General features: G+C 52.8%; 17 protein-coding genes and 1 riboswitch. Of the genes, 9 read left to right on the forward strand and 8 right to left on the reverse strand.

The window, feature by feature from the left end; all coding sequences use genetic code 11:
• Nucleotides 1-60 precede the first annotated feature (60 nt).
• Nucleotides 61-555, forward strand: coding sequence for an MmcB family DNA repair protein (locus tag F7P81_RS04590; protein ID WP_022710681.1), 495 nt, complete (start codon nt 61-63; stop codon nt 553-555).
• 32 nt (nt 556-587) lie between these two features.
• Here F7P81_RS04590 and F7P81_RS04595 read toward each other — a convergent pair whose 3' ends face one another.
• The 3 genes from F7P81_RS04595 to hrpB form a co-directional block, all read right to left on the reverse strand.
• Nucleotides 588-1,151 carry an ActR/PrrA/RegA family redox response regulator transcription factor gene (locus F7P81_RS04595; protein ID WP_075654077.1) on the reverse strand — a complete coding sequence of 188 codons (564 nt, stop codon included), beginning with the start codon at nt 1,149-1,151 and terminating at the stop codon, nt 588-590.
• Nucleotides 1,152-1,366: 215 nt separating this feature from the next.
• Nucleotides 1,367-2,671 (reverse strand): ActS/PrrB/RegB family redox-sensitive histidine kinase, encoded by a 1,305-nt coding sequence (locus F7P81_RS04600; RefSeq protein WP_151158699.1) that lies wholly within the window; start codon nt 2,669-2,671, stop codon nt 1,367-1,369.
• 237 nt (nt 2,672-2,908) lie between these two features.
• Nucleotides 2,909-5,386, reverse strand: coding sequence for an ATP-dependent helicase HrpB (gene hrpB / locus F7P81_RS04605; RefSeq protein WP_151158700.1), 2,478 nt, complete (start codon nt 5,384-5,386; stop codon nt 2,909-2,911).
• 150 nt (nt 5,387-5,536) lie between these two features.
• Between hrpB and F7P81_RS04610 the strand changes: the two genes are divergently transcribed.
• From F7P81_RS04610 to fghA, 5 genes are read left to right on the forward strand one after another with little or no spacing between them, the layout of a single operon-like run.
• Nucleotides 5,537-5,818 carry a metal/formaldehyde-sensitive transcriptional repressor gene (locus tag F7P81_RS04610; protein WP_151158701.1) on the forward strand — a complete coding sequence of 94 codons (282 nt, stop codon included), beginning with the start codon at nt 5,537-5,539 and terminating at the stop codon, nt 5,816-5,818.
• Between the two features lie 29 nt (nt 5,819-5,847).
• Nucleotides 5,848-6,960 (forward strand): S-(hydroxymethyl)glutathione dehydrogenase/class III alcohol dehydrogenase, encoded by a 1,113-nt coding sequence (locus F7P81_RS04615; RefSeq protein ID WP_151158702.1) that lies wholly within the window; start codon nt 5,848-5,850, stop codon nt 6,958-6,960.
• Nucleotides 6,960-7,427 carry a GNAT family N-acetyltransferase gene (locus tag F7P81_RS04620; protein ID WP_151158703.1) on the forward strand — a complete coding sequence of 156 codons (468 nt, stop codon included), beginning with the start codon at nt 6,960-6,962 and terminating at the stop codon, nt 7,425-7,427. Before F7P81_RS04615 ends, F7P81_RS04620 begins: the two co-directional genes overlap by 1 nt.
• Nucleotides 7,424-8,086, forward strand: coding sequence for a DUF1345 domain-containing protein (locus tag F7P81_RS04625; protein ID WP_151158704.1), 663 nt, complete (start codon nt 7,424-7,426; stop codon nt 8,084-8,086). The genes F7P81_RS04620 and F7P81_RS04625 overlap by 4 nt, the downstream gene beginning before the upstream one ends.
• 3 nt (nt 8,087-8,089) lie before the next feature.
• Complete coding sequence (gene fghA, locus F7P81_RS04630) at nt 8,090-8,920, forward strand: S-formylglutathione hydrolase (RefSeq protein WP_151158705.1); 831 nt, start codon at nt 8,090-8,092, stop codon at nt 8,918-8,920.
• A gap of 142 nt (nt 8,921-9,062) precedes the next feature.
• On the opposite strand, the gene F7P81_RS04635 is transcribed toward fghA, so the two are convergent.
• Nucleotides 9,063-10,490 carry a cytochrome P450 gene (locus F7P81_RS04635; RefSeq protein ID WP_151158706.1) on the reverse strand — a complete coding sequence of 476 codons (1,428 nt, stop codon included), beginning with the start codon at nt 10,488-10,490 and terminating at the stop codon, nt 9,063-9,065.
• A gap of 337 nt (nt 10,491-10,827) precedes the next feature.
• Between F7P81_RS04635 and F7P81_RS04640 the strand changes: the two genes are divergently transcribed.
• The 3 genes from F7P81_RS04640 (at nt 10,828) to gyrB (ending at nt 15,745) form a co-directional block, all read left to right on the forward strand.
• Complete coding sequence (locus F7P81_RS04640) at nt 10,828-11,217, forward strand: hypothetical protein (RefSeq protein ID WP_151158707.1); 390 nt, start codon at nt 10,828-10,830, stop codon at nt 11,215-11,217.
• A gap of 69 nt (nt 11,218-11,286) precedes the next feature.
• The gene (gene cueO, locus F7P81_RS04645; RefSeq protein WP_151158708.1) at nt 11,287-12,990 is read left to right on the forward strand and encodes a multicopper oxidase CueO; all 1,704 of its coding nucleotides are present in this window, start codon (nt 11,287-11,289) and stop codon (nt 12,988-12,990) included.
• A 283-nt stretch (nt 12,991-13,273) separates the two neighbouring features.
• Nucleotides 13,274-15,745 (forward strand): DNA topoisomerase (ATP-hydrolyzing) subunit B, encoded by a 2,472-nt coding sequence (gene gyrB, locus F7P81_RS04650; protein ID WP_116086275.1) that lies wholly within the window; start codon nt 13,274-13,276, stop codon nt 15,743-15,745.
• 50 nt (nt 15,746-15,795) lie between these two features.
• Here the strand turns inward: gyrB and F7P81_RS04655 are convergent, their stop codons facing one another.
• The 4 genes from F7P81_RS04655 to F7P81_RS04670 all read right to left on the reverse strand — a co-directional run bounded on the left by F7P81_RS04655 (nt 15,796) and on the right by F7P81_RS04670 (nt 20,507).
• Nucleotides 15,796-16,569, reverse strand: coding sequence for an ABC transporter ATP-binding protein (locus F7P81_RS04655; protein WP_151158709.1), 774 nt, complete (start codon nt 16,567-16,569; stop codon nt 15,796-15,798).
• Entirely contained in the window at nt 16,566-17,570 is a 1,005-nt protein-coding gene (locus F7P81_RS04660) for a FecCD family ABC transporter permease (RefSeq protein WP_151158710.1), read from the reverse strand. Before F7P81_RS04660 ends, F7P81_RS04655 begins: the two co-directional genes overlap by 4 nt.
• A gap of 25 nt (nt 17,571-17,595) precedes the next feature.
• Entirely contained in the window at nt 17,596-18,447 is an 852-nt protein-coding gene (locus F7P81_RS04665; protein ID WP_170265208.1) for an ABC transporter substrate-binding protein, read from the reverse strand.
• A gap of 101 nt (nt 18,448-18,548) precedes the next feature.
• Nucleotides 18,549-20,507, reverse strand: coding sequence for a TonB-dependent receptor plug domain-containing protein (locus tag F7P81_RS04670; RefSeq protein WP_306402102.1), 1,959 nt, complete (start codon nt 20,505-20,507; stop codon nt 18,549-18,551).
• A 127-nt stretch (nt 20,508-20,634) separates the two neighbouring features.
• A riboswitch (cobalamin riboswitch) is annotated at nt 20,635-20,833 on the reverse strand.
• Nucleotides 20,834-21,001 lie beyond the last annotated feature (168 nt).

Below are 21,001 nucleotides of genomic sequence, written 5' to 3' on the forward strand. Positions count from 1 at the left end.
GATTATCTTTTATAAAATCCGTTATCCAAGATAAACGGACACCTATACTGACAGAGACACATGCCAATTATCTCGCCTTTTCAACAACATCCTCTCAGTGACGGCCGTCAGTCTGAACTGGCATTGCTGGTGCGGCGCGGCGTGCAGCGCCTGTGCCTTGATCTGAATATTCATGTTTTGCCTGAAATTTCTCTGCGTTCAGGCAGGCGCGCCGATCTGGTCGGGCTGACGCGCAAAGGTGAAATCTGGATTATTGAAATCAAATCATCGGTCGAGGACTGGAAAGCCGATCAGAAATGGCCGGATTACCGCAATTATTGCGACCGGCTGTTTTTTGCCACCCATGCACAGGTGCCGCGCGAGATCTTTCCGGAAGATTGCGGTTTTATACTCTCGGACGGTTATGGCGGGGAAATTCTGCGCGATGCACCGGAGCACAAACTGGCACCGGCGACACGCAAAGCGCTGACATTACAACTGGCGCGGATCGGCGCAAACCGGCTGACACTTGCAGAAATGGCAGGCGTGTCGATGCCGCTCAGTGATGCCGACTGATGAACCAGTCGGCATGATTATAAAGATAAGGCTTAACGCGGAGCGCGTTTGGCCAGAATACGCTGCAAAGTACGGCGATGCATATTCAGACGACGTGCGGTTTCAGAAACATTGCGTTCGCACATTTCATAAACGCGCTGAATATGTTCCCAACGCACACGATCTGCCGACATCGGGTTTTCCGGAGGCGCAATCTTCTCACCGTCACGGCGGGTCAGCGCTGCAAAAACCTCATCAGCATCCGCAGGCTTGGAAAGATAATCAATCGCACCGATTTTGACGGCATTCACAGCGGTGGCAATATTGCCGTAACCGGTCAGCACAATGGCGCGGGTATCTTCACGCTTGCTGCGGATAGCTTCAATAATGTCCAGACCATTACCGTCACCGAGGCGCATATCAACAACGGCATAGGCCGGAGCTGCCAGCTTCACAGCAGCAATGCCTTCCTCAACGGATTCAGCTGTTGTTACTGTAAAACCACGGCTTTCCATAGCACGCGCGAGCCGTTGCAGAAACGGTTTGTCGTCATCAACCAGAAGAAGCGAAGGATCACTGCCGATGGCAAGGTGATCATCCTGACTCATATCATCCATCAGGTATTCCTTACTCGTCTTTTGTCTTTTTACTTATTGCTGCGCCTGCGTCAAAAAGTCAAATATGCAATGTAACTATTCATGTAAAACGACAAAATTCATAGCATTTCACAGAGATTTTACTCAAAATATGCCTGTAAAGGCCACAGTTTCAAACACTGAAAAACGAATCTTTCAGTCTCAGACACCCTCCCTGCTTCTCCGGAGAATCGGATTTATGCTGTCAGCGCCTGCCGCGACCAGACAATCGTAATTTCCGCACCGCTTTGGCCTGGTTCAGGACGATTGGCAAAGGAGATATGCGCACCGGAACGCTCCAGCAGTGTCTTGGCAATGAACAGCCCAAGCCCCAATCCGCCACCATTGCGCTCATCGCTGCGGCGCGACATGTAAGGTTCACCGATCCTGTCGAGCATATCCACTGAAAAGCCTTTGCCGTCATCACGGATCGTGATACGCACCGAATTCTCGTCCCAACCCCAGACGACTTGTGTCTCGGTCTTGGCAAAATCCACGGCATTCTCGATCAGATTACCCAGACCATAGATCACCCCCGGATTGCGTCGGACAACCGGCTCGGCAATCATTGATTTGGGATCAGGTTTTTTCTCAACATCAATCTGAATGCCGAAATTGCGATGCGGCGCGATCACCTCTTCGATCAGCGAGGACAATGCCAGTTTCGACATATGCTCTTCGCCTTCCGAAGATAGGCTGGTGAGACGTTGCAGAATTTCGCGGCAACGCTGCGCCTGAGAGGACAGCAGCTGAATGTCCTCGGCATAACGGTCATCATTTTTCAGAGCACGCTGCATCTCCTTGACCACCAGTGTGATGGTCGCCAGCGGTGTTCCCAATTCATGAGCAGCAGCAGCGGCAAGACCATCCAGCGCTGACAAATGCTGCTCACGCTGCAGAACCAGTTCCGTCGCACTCAGAGCATCGCCCAACAGGCGCGCTTCTTCAGCAATACGATAGACATAGACACCGCTGAAAATCAGCGTCGAAACAATGGCACACCAAACGCCGATGACGAACATCAGCGGCAGTTCCAGCGTCATGCCGCTATACCAAGGCAAAGGCAGATGCCACACCACCAGTACGCTGGCACAGGCAATAGCCATCAGACCGAGCAGCAAAATACTGCGTACAGAAAGTGCGGTTGATGCAATAATCACCGGCACGACCAACAGCACGGCAAACGGATTTTGCAGACCGCCGGTCAGATAAAGCAGGCCGGTGAGCTGCAAAATATCAAAGGCTAAGACCAACAGAACCGTACGTAAATCCAAACGATGATTGAGCTGGTAGCGGAAAGATAAGAACAGGTTCAACCATGCCGATACGGCAATAAGCGCGAAGCTGATACCCAGCGGAAACACAAAATGCAGCGACAGAGAAACGAACAAAACGGCGGCAGTCTGACCGGTAATGGCAAACCAGCGCACACGCACCAATGTTGTCAGACGCAAGCGACGGGAAAGCGACGAGGCCCGGTTAATCAGATCACCATTTGCCATTCAGTCTTCCCCGTAAATTATCGCGCATAAAATGCCTTATGCGGCAAAATCGACATGTACGCAAGCAAATCTGCGCCATCCTGCCGCAGGCTAATTTCCCCCGAACGCTCCCGCCATATTTTGGTTATGGCGAGCCGAAAATGGTGCTCTGCGAGAACCGGAGCGGAGCGTACAATAGTACGTGAGCCTAGGTAAGCGCAGAAGAGTGCCATTTGCAGGCCGCCAGAGCCGAAATATTCAAGTCCCGCGTGGTTTGGCACGCCGAGTGGGATCCGCCTCTGCGGGATTTTCCGGCCAGACATGGCGGGGATAACGGCCGCGCATATCGGTGCGCACATCGGCCCATGAGCCTTTCCAGAAATTCGGCAAATCGCGGGTGATCTGGATCGGCCTATGTGCCGGAGATAGTAGCTCCAGCAGCAGCGGCACCGTATCGCGGGCAATGGAAGGATGCGTCGTCAGACCGAACAATTCCTGCACCCTCACGGCAATCACCGGCTCATCGCCTTCATAATTAATCGCGATATTGGAACCGGTCGGAACAGTAAAATGTGTTGGTGCCAGCGTATCAATCTGCCGTTGCAGATCAAACGGTACGAGAGAGCGCAGGCCATTCATCAAAGCAGTTTGACTGATTTTATCGAGCCGCGCCTCACCAGTCAGAAACGGCAGCAACCAGTCTTCCAATGTTGCCAGCAGATGCTCATCATCCATCGACGGCCATGACTCACCAAGCCCGCGATAAAGCCAGCCAAGGCGACGGCGCAGCGTTAAAGAAGACTTGTCCCAAGGCAGAATATCCAAACCATATTGGCGCACAGCCTGAATAACACCCAAATCGGCGGCCTCTCCTGATGGTGTCGCTAAATTTTTCTCCGACAGAGTTATAGCTCCCAGCCGCACCGCTTCACGGGCACGCAGAGCTTTGCGTTCAGGGTCATAGATGATCTGTTGTCCGCCCTCGATCTGGCTCACCAAACTCTTGCGGATATCCTCTTCACTCACCTCAGCGGCAGAGAGAATACGCTGCGCCCCCGCCCGTCCGGTCAGATCAGCAACCACCAGCCACTGCACGCGGGAGAGATGCTGGCTGGCATCCAGCTCACCACCGCGCCCATTGGCCAGAATAAACTGTCCACCATTGCCACGCGCTTTGGCCACGCGATCCGGAAAAGCATCCAGCAGCAGACGCCCCGCGTGGACTTCTTCTTTGTTTTGCGCATTGGCTGCTGGCAAATCTTTAATCAGCGAGCGTGCCAGTCCGCGTGCCTTTTGCGCACGATCACCACGATCCCGGCGAAAACGGGAAAGCCGCGCATCGAGATCAACATCATTACCGCCAAGGCCGCGCTCGGTCATCAGCACGGCAAGCTCTGCCGCCTGCAATGCCTCGCCGCGATTGGCAGCCTCTGCCACCATATGCGCCAGTCGCACCGGCAAAGCCAGTTTCCTGATCTGCTCGCCGGATGTTGTCAGCCGCCCGTCTGCATCCAGTGCGCCAAGCCGTTTCAGCAAGGTCGCCGCTTCTTTCAGACTGGCCGCTGAGGGTTGATCGAGCAAACGCAAGTCGCTGACATTTTGCACACCCCATGCTGCACAATCGAGCAGCAGCGACGACAAATCAGCTTCCAGAATTTCCGGTGTGGTAAAGCGTGGCAGAGAAGATGTTTGCCCCTCATGCCAGAGCCGGATCGCTATACCGGATTGGGTTCGTCCTGCACGTCCTGCCCGCTGGGTAATCGCCGCCTGCGATGCACGCACGGTTTCCAGCCGTGTCAGGCCGGTTGCCGGTTCAAAACGCGGCTGACGCGATAACCCGCTGTCGATCACCACCCGCACACCGTCGATAGTGATCGAAGTTTCCGCAATCGAAGTTGCCAGCACCACTTTACGCATGCCTTCCGGTGCCGGTTTGATCGCCGCATCCTGATCGCGCCCGTCCATAGCACCATAAAGCGGGCAGAGCATCACATGCTCGCCAACGCGCCCCTCCAGTGCACGGACTGTGCGCTCAATCTCGCCCTGACCGGGTAGGAAGCACAGCAGGCTCCCCTGTTCATCCGCCAGAACGGCACGAATTGTCCGCGCCATAGCATCTTCAATCCGCTCATCGGTTTTGCGTTCCTGATAGCGGATTTCAACCGGAAAACTGCGGCCTTCACTCTCCACCACCGGCGCATTATCGAGCAGTTCCGCCACCCGCGCACCGTCAAGCGTTGCCGACATCACCAGAATTTTGAGATCGGGGCGCAAGGCTCCCTGCACGTCCAGAGCCAGCGCCAATCCGAAATCAGCATCCAGACTGCGCTCATGGAATTCATCAAACAGCACCGCGCAGATACCGGATAATTCCGGATCATCAAGGATCATGCGGGCGAACACGCCTTCCGTCACCACCAGAATTTGCGTCTGTGCATTATAGCGGCTGTCGAGGCGCATCCGGTAGCCGACCGTTTTGCCAACCTCTTCGCCCAGCAGGCGTGCCATTTGCGTGGCTGCTGCACGTGCTGCCAGCCTGCGCGGTTCCAGTACGATAATCCGCCCACCATTGCGCCAGTCTGCCTGTAAAAGATGCAGCGGCACCAAAGTCGTCTTACCCGCACCGGGCGGCGCAACCAGAACGGCAGAACCGCCAGTCTGCAAGGCATGATCCAATTGCGGCAGCGCCTCACGAACAGGCAAAAGCGGAAGGGATGAAACGGACTGCTGAGGCAAAGACAACGCACCTGATAAATGATTCTGATTGCTGCGAATTATAAACAGCCGCGTTATGCTTTACTATTCTTGAGGAGCAGATATGGCACATCAATTGACATACTCCCCCATAGTATATATTTTCATCATAACGATCAGCAACGGAAAACTATGCCCCACTCACCGGAAGCCAAGAAACGCGTCATGACACGCCTGCGCCGCATCAAAGGTCAGGCGGAAGCGCTGGAGCGCGCGGTTGAGGAAGGCACAGAATGCGGTGCGCTTTTACAGCAGCTTGCCGCCATGCGTGGTGCCGCTACCGGCCTGATGGCTGAAGTTATGGAAAGCCATTTAAAAGAGACCTTCCAACAGCCGCAGAAAGCCCTGTCTCCGGCTGAAATGGATACAGAAATCGACCAGCTTATGCGGATTATCCGCTCTTATCTGAAATAAAAGACCACTGACTTAAGAGGAACAAAGCCATGAAATCGCGCGCAGCCGTTGCCTGGGAGGCCAATAAGCCCCTCACTATTGAAACAATTGAAATCGGTGGTCCGAAAGCCGGTGAAGTTCTGGTGGAAGTAATGGCAACGGGTGTATGCCACACCGACGCCTATACGCTGTCCGGCCTTGATTCAGAAGGCAAGTTTCCGGCCATTCTCGGCCATGAAGGTGCAGGTATCGTGCGCGAAGTCGGTGCCGGTGTTACCACGCTGCGTCCGGGCGACCATGTGATCCCGCTTTACACACCGGAATGCCGTTCGTGCAAAACCTGCCTGTCGCAGCGTTCCAATCTCTGCACCTCGATCCGCGCAACGCAGGGTCAGGGTCTGATGCCGGATCGCACCACTCGCTTCTCCTGCGACGGCGGCGAAATCTTCCATTATATGGGCTGCTCAACATTCTCGAACTTCACCGTTCTGCCGGAAATCGCGCTGGCCAAAGTGCGTGAAGATGCGCCTTTCGACAAGATCTGCTATATCGGCTGCGGTGTCACCACCGGTATCGGCGCTGTGATTTATACCGCCAAAGTGCGTCCGGGTTCGAATGTTGTGGTATTCGGCCTCGGCGGTATCGGCCTCAACGTTATTCAGGGTGCCCGCATGGTTGGTGCCGATAAGATCATCGGCGTTGATATTAATCCGGCCAAAGTGGAAATGGCGAAGAAATTCGGCATGACCGACTTCATCAATCCGCGTGAAATCGGCAATGACAAGGTGGTACAGGCCATTCAGGATCTGACCGATGGCGGTGCTGACTATTCCTTTGACGCCACAGGCAATACCGATGTGATGCGTCAGGCACTGGAATGCTGCCATCGCGGCTGGGGTGAAAGCATCATCATCGGTGTGGCTGAAGCAGGTAAAGAAATCGCCACCCGTCCGTTCCAGCTGGTCACCGGCCGCGTCTGGAAAGGCACAGCATTCGGCGGCGCACGTGGTCGTACCGATGTACCGAAAATCGTTGACTGGTATATGGAAGGCAAGATCAATATTGATGATCTGATCACCCATAAAATGCCGCTTGATGAGATCAACACCGCGTTTGATCTGATGCATGAAGGCAAGTCGATCCGTTCGGTGATTACATTCTGATGAAACAGTTTGTTTCCCGCTGGAACGAAATCGACGATCTGACACCACGCGCACTCTATGCAATGCTGAAGCTGCGCATGGATGTGTTCATCGTCGAGCAGAATTGCGCTTTTGCAGAAATTGACGGCAAGGATATTGGTGCATTTCACCTGAGCATTCTTGATGGTGAGGAACTCGCGGCAACGCTGCGGGTTCTGCCACCGGAAGAGAATGAAGCATTAAAAATCGGCCGTGTTGTGGTAGCGCCAAACTATCGGGGCTACAAACTCGGCCAGCGCCTGATGCAGGAAGCTGTTGATTTTGCGCAAGCACGCTTTCCTGACCAGCCAATTGAGCTGGGCGGACAAAGCCATTTGCAGAAATTCTACGGTTCTTTTGGTTTTGTCGCCATTTCCGAAGAATATCTGGAAGACGGCATTCCGCATATCGACATGCGTCTGGAACCGGCAAACGGAGCCTCTGTATGAATTTTCTGCTGCGCCGTCATATGTCCTTCTATATTGCAGCGGCATGCGGCGCGGCAGTCTTTCTGATCTGCCGGGTTTTCTCCCTTTCACCGGCACCGGTAATTGCGGTCAATTGTTTCTTCATTCTCTATCTGCTCATGGCTTTAAGAGCCTTGCCGCATTTAAGTTCAGCTTACTTGAAGAAACATGCTGCAAGCACTGACGAGCCGGTCTGGATTATTTTTCTGGTCACGTTTGCGACTGTGATTTCCTCCATCACCTCGCTGTTCATTCTGATAAATCAGCAGCAACAACAGCATGATCTGTTCACATTTGCAGCGACACTGGCAGCGGTGCCGCTTGGCTGGTTTACCATTCATATGATGACAGCCCTGCATTATGCGCATCTGTATTGGGAACCTGATCAGACCGCGCTCAAAGACGGAAGCTCAGGACGCAAACATAAAGGCGGCTTTGAATTTCCGAACACGCCGGAGCCCTCCGGTTATGACTTTGTCTATTTTGCTTATGTGATAGGCATGACCGCACAAACCTCCGATACCAGCGTCACGACACCGGCCATGCGCAAGGTCACTCTGCTGCACAGTATCGTTTCCTTTTTCTTCAATACCGTACTTGTGGCCGCAGCCGTCAATGTTGCTGTGGCTCTGGGGAGTTAGTTCATGGAAATCATTTCAAAGGCAAAAGCCTTCGGCGGCACTCAGGGCGTCTATCGTCATAAAAGTGAGGCCTGCCAGTGTGATATGACTTTTGCTTTGTTCCTGCCACCGCAGGCAGAACACGGCCCTGTGCCTGTTCTCTGGTATCTCTCCGGCCTGACCTGCACACATCAGAATGTGATGGATAAAGGTGAATATCGCCGTCTTGCCGCCGAGCTTGGCATTGCTATTCTCTGCCCTGATACCAGCCCGCGTGGCGACGACGTGCCGGATGAACCGGATAACTGGCAGTTCGGCAAAGGCGCAGGCTTCTATCTCGATGCCACAGAAGCGCCTTTTGCCAAAAACTATCAGATGTACAGTTATATTACGGAAGAACTGACAGAACTGGTGGCTCAGGAATTCCCGTTGGATATGTCCCGTCAGGCAATTACCGGCCACTCCATGGGCGGTCATGGGGCAATCACCATTGCTCTGAAAAATCCTGAGCGTTTTAAATCTGTCTCCGCTTTTGCACCGATTGCCCAGCCTTCTACTGCCGGATGGTCAAAGCCTGCCTTTGAGAAATATCTCGGGCACGATCAGAGTGCATGGCGCACTTATGACACAACCGCGCTGATTGAAGACGGTCACCGGATTGAAAGCCTGCTGGTCGATCAGGGCACAGCGGACAGTTTTCTGGATGATGGTCTGCGCCCGTGGCTGTTGCAGGAAGCCTGTGCCAAGGCGGCCATTCCGCTCACATTGAGTATGCGGGAAGGCTATGACCATTCCTATTATTTCATCTCAACCTTTATGGATGAGCACTTACGCTGGCACGCTGCCCGCCTGTGATATTTCGGTTTTAACGGTCTGCAAATGGCGCGTTTCTGCGCTTCCGGTGCTCATGTACTAAAGTACACTGCGCGCCGGTTCTCGAACCACACCATTTTCGTCACATCAAAAACGGAATATGTGTCATGTGCCGCGCTGAATTTCAGCGCGGCGTCACCTTCATCAGCAAACCGTTTTTAGGCTGAGTGGTCAGTTTCTGTACCGGCCATGGCTTCGCATTTCCCACCATATCAAAACGATGCTTTGACAACAGAACCGCCAGAGCAATCACCGCTTCCTGCATAGCAAAACTGCCGCCGATACACACACGCGGGCCTGCACCAAATGGCAGATATTGAAAACGGTCGATCTTATCGCGGTTTTGCGGATGGAACCGCGCCGGAATAAATGCCTCTGGATTATCCCAGTATTTCCGGTGCCGGTGGATTGTCCACGGCATCACGATCACCGCCGTACCTGCCGGAATTTTCAGGTCGCCAAACTGATCATCCGCAAGCGCCTCACGGTTGATCGACGGTGCAGGCGGATAAAGCCGCATCGCCTCCTCAAAAGCGGCGCGGGTCAGAGGAAGCTTTTCCAGCCATTGATGCGGCGGTAAATCCTTGCCTTCACCATTCATGAATGCATCAATTTCCGCCTCAACAACAGCACGTTCCTGCGCATCCTGCGCCAGAAGATAAAGCGTCCAGCCAAGGGCACGGGCAGTCGTTTCATGCCCTGCACCGATAAAGGTAATCAGATTATCCTCAATCTCATCCCGCGACAGACCATCCGGTTTTTCAGCGGAGGTTTCCGTCTGCAATAACAGTGTCAGGAAATCATTCGGCACGGCTTCACCACGATCCATCCGCTCTTTGCGCAGCTGAATCGTCTCCGCCACAATGGAACGGAAAAAGCCTAATGAACGGCGGCCACGCAATTGTGTCAGGCGCGGCAGCCACTCAGGCGCACCAAGCAGGTCAAACGGATCAACCCGCCCCATCGTTTCAAACAGCCGGTCTGTCTGGCGGGCAAATTCCTTCGGATCACCGGCAATCTCGCCGGAAAATAATGTCTCTGCCAGAATATCATAGGTCAGCAATGTCATATCCCGCGACACATCTGTCACTGTGCCTGATATGCGATAGCGGTTGGTGAAGGTCTGTGCGCTTTTCAGCATGGCATCGGCGAAGCCGTGAATATGACGCGGTGTGAACACCGGTGCCATAGCTTTGCGTGAACGCCGCCATGTGGAGCCTTCGGCGGTCAGCAACCCGTCACGCAGGATCGGGCGCAACACGCGTTGACGGATGGTGCCCATCGGATAGTTTTGCGGATTTTCCACTAAAACATGACGGATCAGCGCCGGATCATTGGCGATAATCGTATGCATACCGAGCCAGCTTACCTCAACCCACGGCTCATTATAGGAAGGCTCGCCCCAAAGCTCTAACGGATTACGATAGACAATCCGCATCAGCTCCAGCCGCCCGACCGGATCTTTTCGCGGAACCGGTGCCGGTGGCACAAAAGGGTGCTTTGCCGGAATTGCACCGGCATTTGAAAGTGAAGATCGTAGCAATTCAGTCATGATGCCATCCTGAAAATGTTTCATCATGCTGTTCTGGTATCAGCCTTGTGCCCCCCATATGCATGCCGCAGTTAAATGGCTTCATTCAACGTCCGCAAGCATGCATCACTCAAGAATCCAGAGCGTACACAGCAAGTTGAATGCGCTGCAAAGGCTCTGGCAGCACCGGAAACAGCGACTACCTCAAACAGATATAGGAAAGACAATAAGGCAAAACAGCGATCCCGCAAATTTTGCCGTAATTATCTGACATGAAACTTGGAACGCGCACTGGTCAAGGTTGTCCCGCCTGCCTATATGTGCTGTTAACTTCAGAGAAATATGAAAGCCCGCTTCCGTGTCATCCGTAATCAACAGCATTATCAGCCTGCCATACCGGCTTATGCTGTTTCTGCTTGCGTTCATGATGCTGCAGTTTTGTGCCTTTCAGATGTCTGCACAGGCTTACACACCTGTTATGCCACTTGCAGCCGAAATTACACATGTTGCGCCGGCGCATGAAACAACGGATCACGGGCAGCACAATAAAGCGCCGGAAACCGGCCAGCATCACAGCACCAAGGGCATGGCCTGTGCAGTCAGCGGCTGTGTTATGCCTGTTCCTGCAGCACCGGTTATGGCACAAATTGATGCCTTTCCGCGCGCACTAAGCGCGCCCTATATGCAGGTCTTACACGGACTGCCGCCTGCCCTTTCCGATCGCCCTCCCATTTCTGTTTGTGCCTGAAAATCACAATGCACCGCGCTGACCTTCGGCGCAGGTGATAATATTTTCTGACATAAACGGAGTATTCCGATGAAAACACTTAACCGTCGTCAGGCCATGCTGTTCGGCCTTGGTGGTCTGTCCGCTGTTACCCTGCCAGCTCTGCATCTCAACCGTGCAAGCGCACAGGGCGCCCATGATATGCACAATATGGCACCTGCCGCATCTGCTGCTCCAGCAGGTGTGAAACTGCCCCATCCCGCTCTTTTGCAGCCGGATAATAGCGGTTTGGTAAAGCTGAAGATCGCCAAAGGCCGTCACAGTTTTCAGGCTGGCAGCAGTGCCGCCTCTGCCGGTATTAACGGCAATTATTTCGGCCCTGTTCTGCGCCTGCAAAACAAATCTCATGTGCGTTTCGCCATTGAAAATGCGATGGATGAAGTCACCACTCTGCATTGGCACGGGCTGATGATCCCGTCTGACATGGATGGCGGGCCGCATAATGTGATTAATGCAGGCGCTGTATGGCAGCCGGAATTTGACATCAATCAACCGGCCTCGTTCAACTGGTTCCACCCGCATACACATATGGAAACCGCCCGTCAGGCACATATGGGCGCAGCCGGTATGTTGCATGTCAGCGATGGTGGCGACCGTGAACGCGGCCTGCCGGTTACATTCGGCACTGACGATCTGTTTCTGGTATTTCAGGATCGCCGCGTGATTGACGGTGACAATGTTTATGCGCCGGATTTCATGGATCTGATGCATGGTTTCCGCGGCCAATATCTCACCGTCAACGGTGCTATTGCCCCTGTTGCCACAGTGCCGCAAAGCATTGTGCGCCTTCGCCTGCTCAATGCCTCCAATTCGCGTAATTATCACTTCCATTTCAGTGATGGCCGGATGATGCATGCGATTGCGTCCGATGGCGGCTTCCTCGCCAAACCTGTAGCTGTCAATATTCTGACCATTGCACCGGGTGAGCGCTATGAAGTGCTGGTGGATTTCTCCAATGGTATGGCTGCGGACTTTACCAGCCTGCCTGATGACGGCTCCGGCAGAACACCGAAACTGGGTGATCCACAAAGCCTTGAGCATTTGATGCGTTTTGAGGTGAGCGATGATCTGAAAGCCGATGTGATGAAACTTGTTTCCGCATTGGAAGAACCGGCTGCTGCCGATCCAGCCAAGTCCGTCAAAACCCGCTCTTTCGTCTTTGATGAAAACATGGCCGGCAATATGGCGATGATGCGCAAGAAAATGATGGGCGGCGAAAGCTCCCCGATGGGTCAAATGGGGCAGATGGACCATAGCAAAATGGATCACAGCCAGATGGGGCAGATGCAAATGCCGCAACCGTCAAAGATGCAGGAAATGATGTCCGGAGAGATGGATCATGGCGAACATTCGGCACGTTCAGCTGACCAGATGGGACCATCGCTGACTGCTGCCACCTCCGGTATCACCATGTCGATTGCGGATAAGCCTTTCGACATGAGCCGTGTGGATGTGGAAGCTAAGCTCGGTTCCATGGAAATCTGGAAGCTGAAATCTGTTGAAATGGGACACCCGTTCCATATTCACGGTGCCAATTTCCGCGTCCTGTCCAAAAATGGTCAGGCAGCACCGGATTATCAGGCCGGATGGAAAGACACCGTGCTGGTCGACGGGGAAGCCGAATTGCTGGTTCACTTCAAAGCTGAGGGCAAACGCTCACATCCGTTCATGTTCCATTGCCATGTGCTGGAGCATGAAGATGTCGGTATGATGGGACAGTTTGTAACTGTCTGATCCGCGCTTTTGAAGCAGAATTGAACATATCCGCGCCCGATGCAGACAGGCTCTTGCAAGGCCTTTCGCCTCGGGCGCGGTTTATTACATAAAAACTGGTAATTATGCCGTTTTTCAGCGCTAAAATTTGGTAAATCGGCTCTCAGCGACTATATTAAAGAGACCATTTCAGCCTGATTCGTTTCAGCACTTTCCGGCCCGTTCCGGTAAGCCGGAATCTATAATCAGCCAAATTTTTTACCGGACGGCATAAGCCTTACGGCAACGCTAACGAAAGTCTTTCATGAGCGAGACCACTGAAAATCCTCAAGGCGAGAACCTTTCCGCAGATATCAATGCGACTAATCCTGAATATGGCGCGGATTCCATCCGCGTTCTGAAAGGGCTTGATGCGGTGCGCAAGCGCCCGGGCATGTATATCGGTGATACGGATGACGGCTCCGGCCTGCATCACATGGTTTACGAGGTGGTGGATAACGCGATTGACGAGGCGCTTGCCGGTCATGCGACACTGGTTACTGTGACACTGAATGCCGACGGTTCCTGCACTGTAACCGATAACGGCCGTGGTATTCCGACCGATATCCATAAAGAAGAAGGCGTGTCTGCCGCTGAGGTTATCATGACCCAGCTGCACGCAGGCGGTAAATTCGATCAGAACTCCTATAAGGTTTCCGGTGGTCTGCACGGTGTGGGCGTTTCCGTGGTGAACGCGCTTTCCATCTGGCTGAAGCTTAAAATCCGTCGCGCCGGTAAAATTCATGAAATGAGCTTTACCCATGGTGTGGCTGATGCACCGCTGGTGGAAACCGGCAATGCTGGCGATGAAACTGGTACGGAAGTGAGCTTCCTGCCGTCGCCGGACACTTTCACCATGGTTGAATTCAGCTATGAGACGCTGGAACGCCGTCTGCGTGAACTGGCATTCCTGAATTCCGGCGTACGCATCAAACTGGCTGATAAGCGCCATGCGGATGTGATTGAGCAGGTTCTGCATTATGACGGTGGTCTGCAGGAATTTGTCAAATATCTCGACCAGTCCAAAAAAGCACTGCTTGAAAATCCAATCTATATTATCAGCGAAAAAGACGGCATGACCGTTGAAGTCGCCATGTGGTGGAACGACACCTATCATGAGCGCGTGCTGTGCTTCACCAATAATATTCCGCAGCGCGACGGTGGTACACATCTTGCCGGTTTCCGCGGTGCGCTGACCCGTCAGATGACCGGCTATGCGGAAAGCTCCGGCATTGCCAAGAAAGAGAAAGTCAATCTGACCGGTGATGACTGCCGTGAAGGTCTGACAGCGGTGCTCTCGGTAAAAGTGCCGGATCCGAAATTCTCATCCCAGACCAAAGACAAGCTGGTGTCTTCGGAAGTTCGCCCTGTCGTGGAAAGCCTCGTTAATGAAGCGCTGGCTACATGGCTGGAAGAACATCCAAGCGAAGCCAAAGTGCTGATGTCCAAGGTTGTGGAAGCGGCTGCCGCGCGTGAAGCAGCGCGTAAAGCCCGCGATCTGACACGCCGTAAAGGTGCGCTCGACATCACCTCCCTGCCGGGCAAGCTGGCAGACTGTCAGGAACGTGATCCGGCCAAATCTGAAATCTTCATCGTTGAGGGTGACTCCGCTGGCGGCTCTGCCAAGGGCGGTCGTTCGCGTCAAAATCAGGCTATTCTGCCACTTCGCGGTAAGATCCTCAATGTGGAACGCGCCCGTTTTGACCGTATGCTCTCCTCCGACCAGATCGGTACGCTGATCACTGCGCTCGGCACTTCGATCGGTAAGGATGAGACCAGCGGTTTCAATCCGGAAAAGCTGCGCTACCACAAAATCATTATCATGACGGATGCTGACGTCGACGGCGCTCACATCCGCACCTTGCTGCTCACATTCTTCTTCCGTCAGATGCCGGAGCTGATTGAGCGCGGCCACATCTATATTGCGCAGCCGCCGCTCTACAAAGTGACACGCGGCAAGTCTTCGCAATATATTAAAAACGAAGCTGCCTTTGAGGACTTCCTCATTGAAACCGGCCTCGAAGAAGCAACTCTGGAACTTGGCAATGGTGAAGTCCGTGCCAGTGCCGATCTGCTGTCGATCATCAATGATGCCCGCAATCTGCGTACAGTGCTGAACGGCCTGCATACACGCTACGACCGTGCAGTGATCGAGCAGGCTGTGATTGCCGGTGCGATGAATGTGGAAGCGTCCAACGATCCTGCGAAAGCACAGGCTCTGGCCGATGCTGTTGCCAAACGCCTCGACATGATCGCCGAAGATATGGAACGCGGCTGGAGCGGCACCTATTCACCGGAGGAAGGCTTCCGCTTTGAACGTATGTTGCGCGGCGTAAAAGATACCGCGATTATCGACATGGCGTTGCTTGGTTCTGCCGATGCCCGTCAGCTGGATCGTTTCAGCGAACGTCTGCATGAGGTTTATTCCACGCCGCCGGTTCTGCGCCGCAAAGATAAGAGCGAAACCATTTCCGGTGCGCTTCAGCTTCTGGAAGCAGTTTTTGCAACCGGCCGCAAAGGCCTGTCGCTGCAGCGCTATAAAGGTCTTGGCGAAATGAATGCCGAGCAGCTTTGGGAAACCACACTGGATCCGAATGCACGCTCGCTGCTGCAGGTAAAAGTGACCGATGCAACCAGTGCCGATGCCCTGTTCTCGCGCCTGATGGGTGACGAAGTGGAACCACGCCGCGAGTTCATTCAGGACAATGCGCTCAGCGTTGCCAATCTGGACGTTTAATCCATTTTGCATAATCATAAAAAACGCCGGAATTTCTGGCGTTTTTTTATTTATCTTACAATATGTGTCGGCTGGATAATCAGACCGTCCGGTGTTTGCGTACGAAACACCTCTACCCCATAGAGATCGCGGATCACGTCTTCCTTCAGAATATCCGCCGGTGTGCCATCAGCCACCAGACAACCATCTTTCAACAAAAGCAGGCGGGTACACCAGCGTGCGGCCAGTCCCAGATCATGCAATGTGCAGATAATGCTGCGACCACTCGCGGAAAGCTCACGGAAAATCTGCATCAGGCCAAGCTGATGTGCCGGATCAAGCCCTGCCACCGGCTCATCAGCCAGCATCAAAGGTGTGTCCTGTGCGATGGCACGGGCTATCAGAACCCGCGCCTGTTCACCGCCGGATAATTCCCGCGCCGATTTATCGCGCAGATGAGTAATCTCCAGCGCTTCTATGGCAGAGGTAATCTGGTGCTGATCCTCTTTGCTCAGGCCGGAGAATTGCGGCAGACGGGCAAGACGGCCGAGCTGCACCACAGCCTCAACGCGCATATTCCAGCTGATCTCACGATCCTGCGCAATATAGGACAGAAACTGCGCACGTTTTACGCTTTTAAGCTGCGCGCTTTCCTGTCCGTTCAAAGTGACAGAACCCTGATAAGGTAGTTGCGCCAGCAGAGCACGCAGCAGCGTGGACTTTCCCGCACCATTCGGGCCGATCAGACCGACAAACTCGCCTTCACCTATAGTGAAAGAAACTCTGTCAACAACGATGCGCTTCTGGCGGGAAACCGAGAGATTTTCAACGCGTAACAGGCTCAAATTTCTGCTCCTTTGCGCAATCTCGACACCAGATGCAGGAAGAATGGCGCACCGATCAAAGCGGTCAGAACCCCGAGTTTCAGATCCTTCTCCGGAAGAATAAGACGTACAAAAATATCAGCTGCCAGCAGCATCACCGCTCCGCCCAGTGCCGAAGCCGGTAGCAGGCGCGAAGGGCGCGAACCAACAAAAGGACGCAAAACATGCGGTACCACCAGCCCGATAAAGCCAATTGCTCCTGCCACGGCCGTTGCTGCGCCTACACTCATCGCCGTGCCTGCAACAACCAAAAACTGCACTTTGCGCAAATCAACACCCATGCTGGCTGCGGTTTCCTGCCCCAAAGTCAGCGCATCCAGTGAACGGCCGGAGAGGATCAGCATGATCCAGCCAAGACTCATAAACGGCAGGACCAGCCAGACATGGCTCATGGAACGATCATTTAAGGAGCCGAGCATCCAGAAGACAATTTCCATCAGGGCAAAAGGATTGGGTGCAAGGCTCAGTGCCAGTGACGTCAGCGCACCGGCAAAGGCAGAAACCGCAACACCGGCCAGAATAACTGTAATGGTCGAACCGCTACCTCCTGCCAGAAACTGCACCAATATCACTGCGATAAATGCAAAACCCAGTGCCATCAGCGGCAGGCTTAAAGGAAACAGCAAAGACAGTCCGCTATAAAGCGCCAGTACTGCGCCGAGTGAAGCAGACGAACTAACGCCAAGCAATCCGGGTTCCGCCAATGGATTGCGTAAATAACCTTGCAAAGCCGCACCGGACAAGCCCAGCGTCAGTCCGATCATCGCGCCAAGCAAGGCACGGGGAAGCCGCAATTGCTGCATGATCAACACGGTATCGCTGTCCCCCGCTCCGAACAGGCCGGACAGCCCCTGCATAAGACTGATGGAAGACGAGCCGGTCAGCAGCGAGATGACAAACAGGGCGATCAGCACCACGCCAAGCGCAAGCAACAGACCATAATAGCGCCGGTTCTGATCCATTAGAGCATTTCCCACTTAAGTTTTCTCATTCAAAATGCTCTATCTTTTTTGTTTTACGCATGTCTTTGTCCCAAAACCGGTATCCACTTTTGGGAGACATGCTGTATTGCTCTCCGTTTGCCTGTCTGGCACGCTGCAATATTCTCACCGCTTCAAGTGTATAGACTGAACCGCACGACCAGCTGCGCGCAGGCACTGCCACATGCTGTGTTTTACGCCCCTGCTCACTTACCAAAGCCTTCATAACCGGATGCCGGTAATTCTGATAAGCCAGCGCCGGTTTCTCATAAAATTCAGGCTCAATGATCATATCCGGCTTCAGGCGAATGAGATCTTCCAGCGATACGCGCCCTGCTGCCAGTCTGCTGTCACTGGCACCAAGATTGGTAATATCCAGCAGCTTCATAATCTCATCAGACAATGTTCCCACGCCGGAGGTGTAACCATTAGGCTCATAAAGCAGCGCGGATACCGGTTGAGTATTCTTCTGCAAAGACCCAAGCATCTGATCAATTTCAGCAATTTGTGCCTGTGCATTATCTTGCTGCCCTAGCACCTGCCCCATTTGCGTGATCTGCTGACGGATATCAGCAAAGCTCTGCGCATAGCCGAAACGCTCAATCCTGACACCTTCCCGCTCCAGAACTGCAAGCTTGTCCGGCGCTGTGTAGACCGAGGCCAAAACCAGATCGGGCTTCAGCGCCAGTATTTCCTCAAGACCGGAACGGTTGAGATAATAATTTCCGCCCTGTTTTGCGACCGGAGAAGAAACCGGATCTGCCGCAATATGGCTGACAGAGACGATCTGAGACGGATCAGCCAGCGACAGTGCCAGAATATCCGTACAAAGATTGAGTGAAACCACCCGCTTTGACATTACCTGCGCTTGCACAGGTAAGATGCAGAAGCACAAAAGGCAGGCCGCGAGAACGGCCTGCCTTTTGGTAAAGCTGATGAGGGCGGTTAAACGCACCATTCTCAGAAAGAGGCTTTCAAACCGGCAAATGCGCCGCGACCCGGTGTATTATAGCCGTAGACTTCCTGATATTTTTTATCAAACAGGTTTTCGATACGGGCATAACCTTCAAGCTTATCTGTGAACTTATAGCTGCCGCCGATATTAACAACGGTATATTTGTCCAATGTCACAACAGATACCGGAAATGTGCCAACGTTATTATCTTTCATGTTGCCATTGAATACAGCTTCGCCAAACAAACGGGCGCGGTCTTCATAGAATGTATAAGCAAGGTTCACAGAACCGGAGTGACGCGGCACTCGCACTAAATCTTTGTTATCTGCCATTTTAGCAGAGGTATAAGTATAAGTTGCTCCTGCAGTCAAACCATCAGTCAGATTTAACGTAGCTGACAGTTCAACACCGTGTGTACGCGTTATCCCTGGTATATTAATGAGTTTATTGCCATTGCGACTGATTTTGTCACGAAAACGGTTGTTAAAATACGTTGCATCCAGAAGCAGCCTGCCATCAAATAAACTCTTCTCAACACCAATGTCCCACCCCAAATTATGCTCTGGCTTCAGCTCTGGATTGCCTACAAAGCCTTCAGGGCCGAAGTAAAAGACGCCAAACTGTTCGATAAAATCGGGGTTTCTGACACCAGTACCGACAGAACTGTGCAAACGCATGTCTGTATCTGGAATAGCCCAAGCGGTACTCACTGAATAAGTCGTTGCGTCTTTGAACTCATCATTCAGATCATGACGCAAAGCTAAATTTAAATAAAACTGATCCCAGAATTCGCCATTATACTGACCAACAAAACCATAACTATCGCGTTCATAATCTTTTGTTGTCGAAAATGTCTCGCGCTTCCAGTCGATACCACCGGTAATCGTATGATGAGCATCTGCAAAACTTGGCGTATCAAAAACATAGCTTGCCTGATAAGAACCGGTATAACGCCGACCTTTCGTTTCATATACAGGGAATATAGGCGTGACGTTCTTATAATGTATCGAATTGCCTGTAAAACGCAGTTTTTGAGTTAAAGCATCCTCAAGACCAGTCCATGTCAACCCAACCGATCCTAATAGATTAGATGTCTGACCATAATTGTTTAATGAATCAGCCGGATCGGGATTCCAAACTGGATCAGCATCAAGATCCGTGCGATTTTTCATGTAACGTAAAGTCGCATCCAACTTAGCACTATCAGACAGATCAATATTGACCTTACCGTTCAATGTCAGATTGGTGTCGCCGTCTTTTTCATCACCAATATCGGAAATATTGAAGCCCTTCGTGCGACGGTAAGATGCGGCCAGCGCCATATCATAATTTTCAGCACCGCCCTGCAAGAGAACACCGCCGAGCCATGAGTTCTGGCTGCCGGCTTCCGTTGTACCGCTGATTTTGAAACCGTCGCGTTTACCACCTTTGGTGATGATATTCACCACACCGGCGGCAGCACCTGCTCCCCAAAACGCGCTCTGAGGACCGCGCAGAATCTCGATCCGATCAATGTCATCAGCTTGAATAGCGCCAAAATCAAATGCACCGCCTTCAGCACTACTGACTTCAACGCCGTCAACCATTACCAGCAAATGATTAGCTTCAGCACCACGCACACGAATATTGGTCATGCCGCCTTTTGTACCCTGACGCGACACGGCAAAACCCGGCACCATACGCAGCGCATCGGCCACATAACGCACCTGATTTTGCTCAAGCTGCTTGCCGGTAATCACAGTTACAGCACGGCCGGTCTTACCTTCTTCAATCGGCGTGCGTCCGGCTGTCACAAGGATTTCTTTAAGCTGTACCGGTTCCTGCTTTTTCTCTTGCGCCAGCGCATTGCCAAGGCTGAAAACTGTCAAAGCCGTTCCGAGTACCAAAATGGATTTTTTATGCTGCAACAAATTGCGTGTCATACTGTCCCGCCATAGGTCAGACAATGCACGCTTTATCCGCATTGCATTGCCCTGAATGATACAAACCGCATTTGAGACAGGCTGAATAAACAGTCACTTATCCGCATACGGCAACATTTTAACAATGTCACCGTCACGGACGTCCGCGCCTGCGCACCCCTCGTGCACGGGCTGGTGACCGGAAAAGGCAGGTCTCCTGACTTGCGGGTCATCACGAACGCTCCGCCTTCCCGTCCACGAGGACAGTGGCTTACCGGAGGCCGCTCACCGTTACAGTTGCGGGGGCAGTCACGGATTAAGCACCGTGTTCCCTTTTCATTTGTCTGAAACAATGCTGCCCAGACAAAACCTTTTCCATGTAAAGCGATAACAATGCACCGCTTCACGGTCAATTCTTAAGCAATTATGAACTGCGTTTTTCAAAGGGGCGTGATACTTGTGCCGCAGTTTCAAAATGATAGAGCATAATTCCTTAAACTTGGATCAGTTTAAGGTAAAATTATGCTCTAATTTTAAAGTGTTAGAGCGACCTTTGT

This window comes from Pseudochrobactrum saccharolyticum, assembly GCF_008801715.1.
GTDB classification, from domain to species: Bacteria; Pseudomonadota; Alphaproteobacteria; order Rhizobiales; family Rhizobiaceae; genus Pseudochrobactrum; species Pseudochrobactrum saccharolyticum.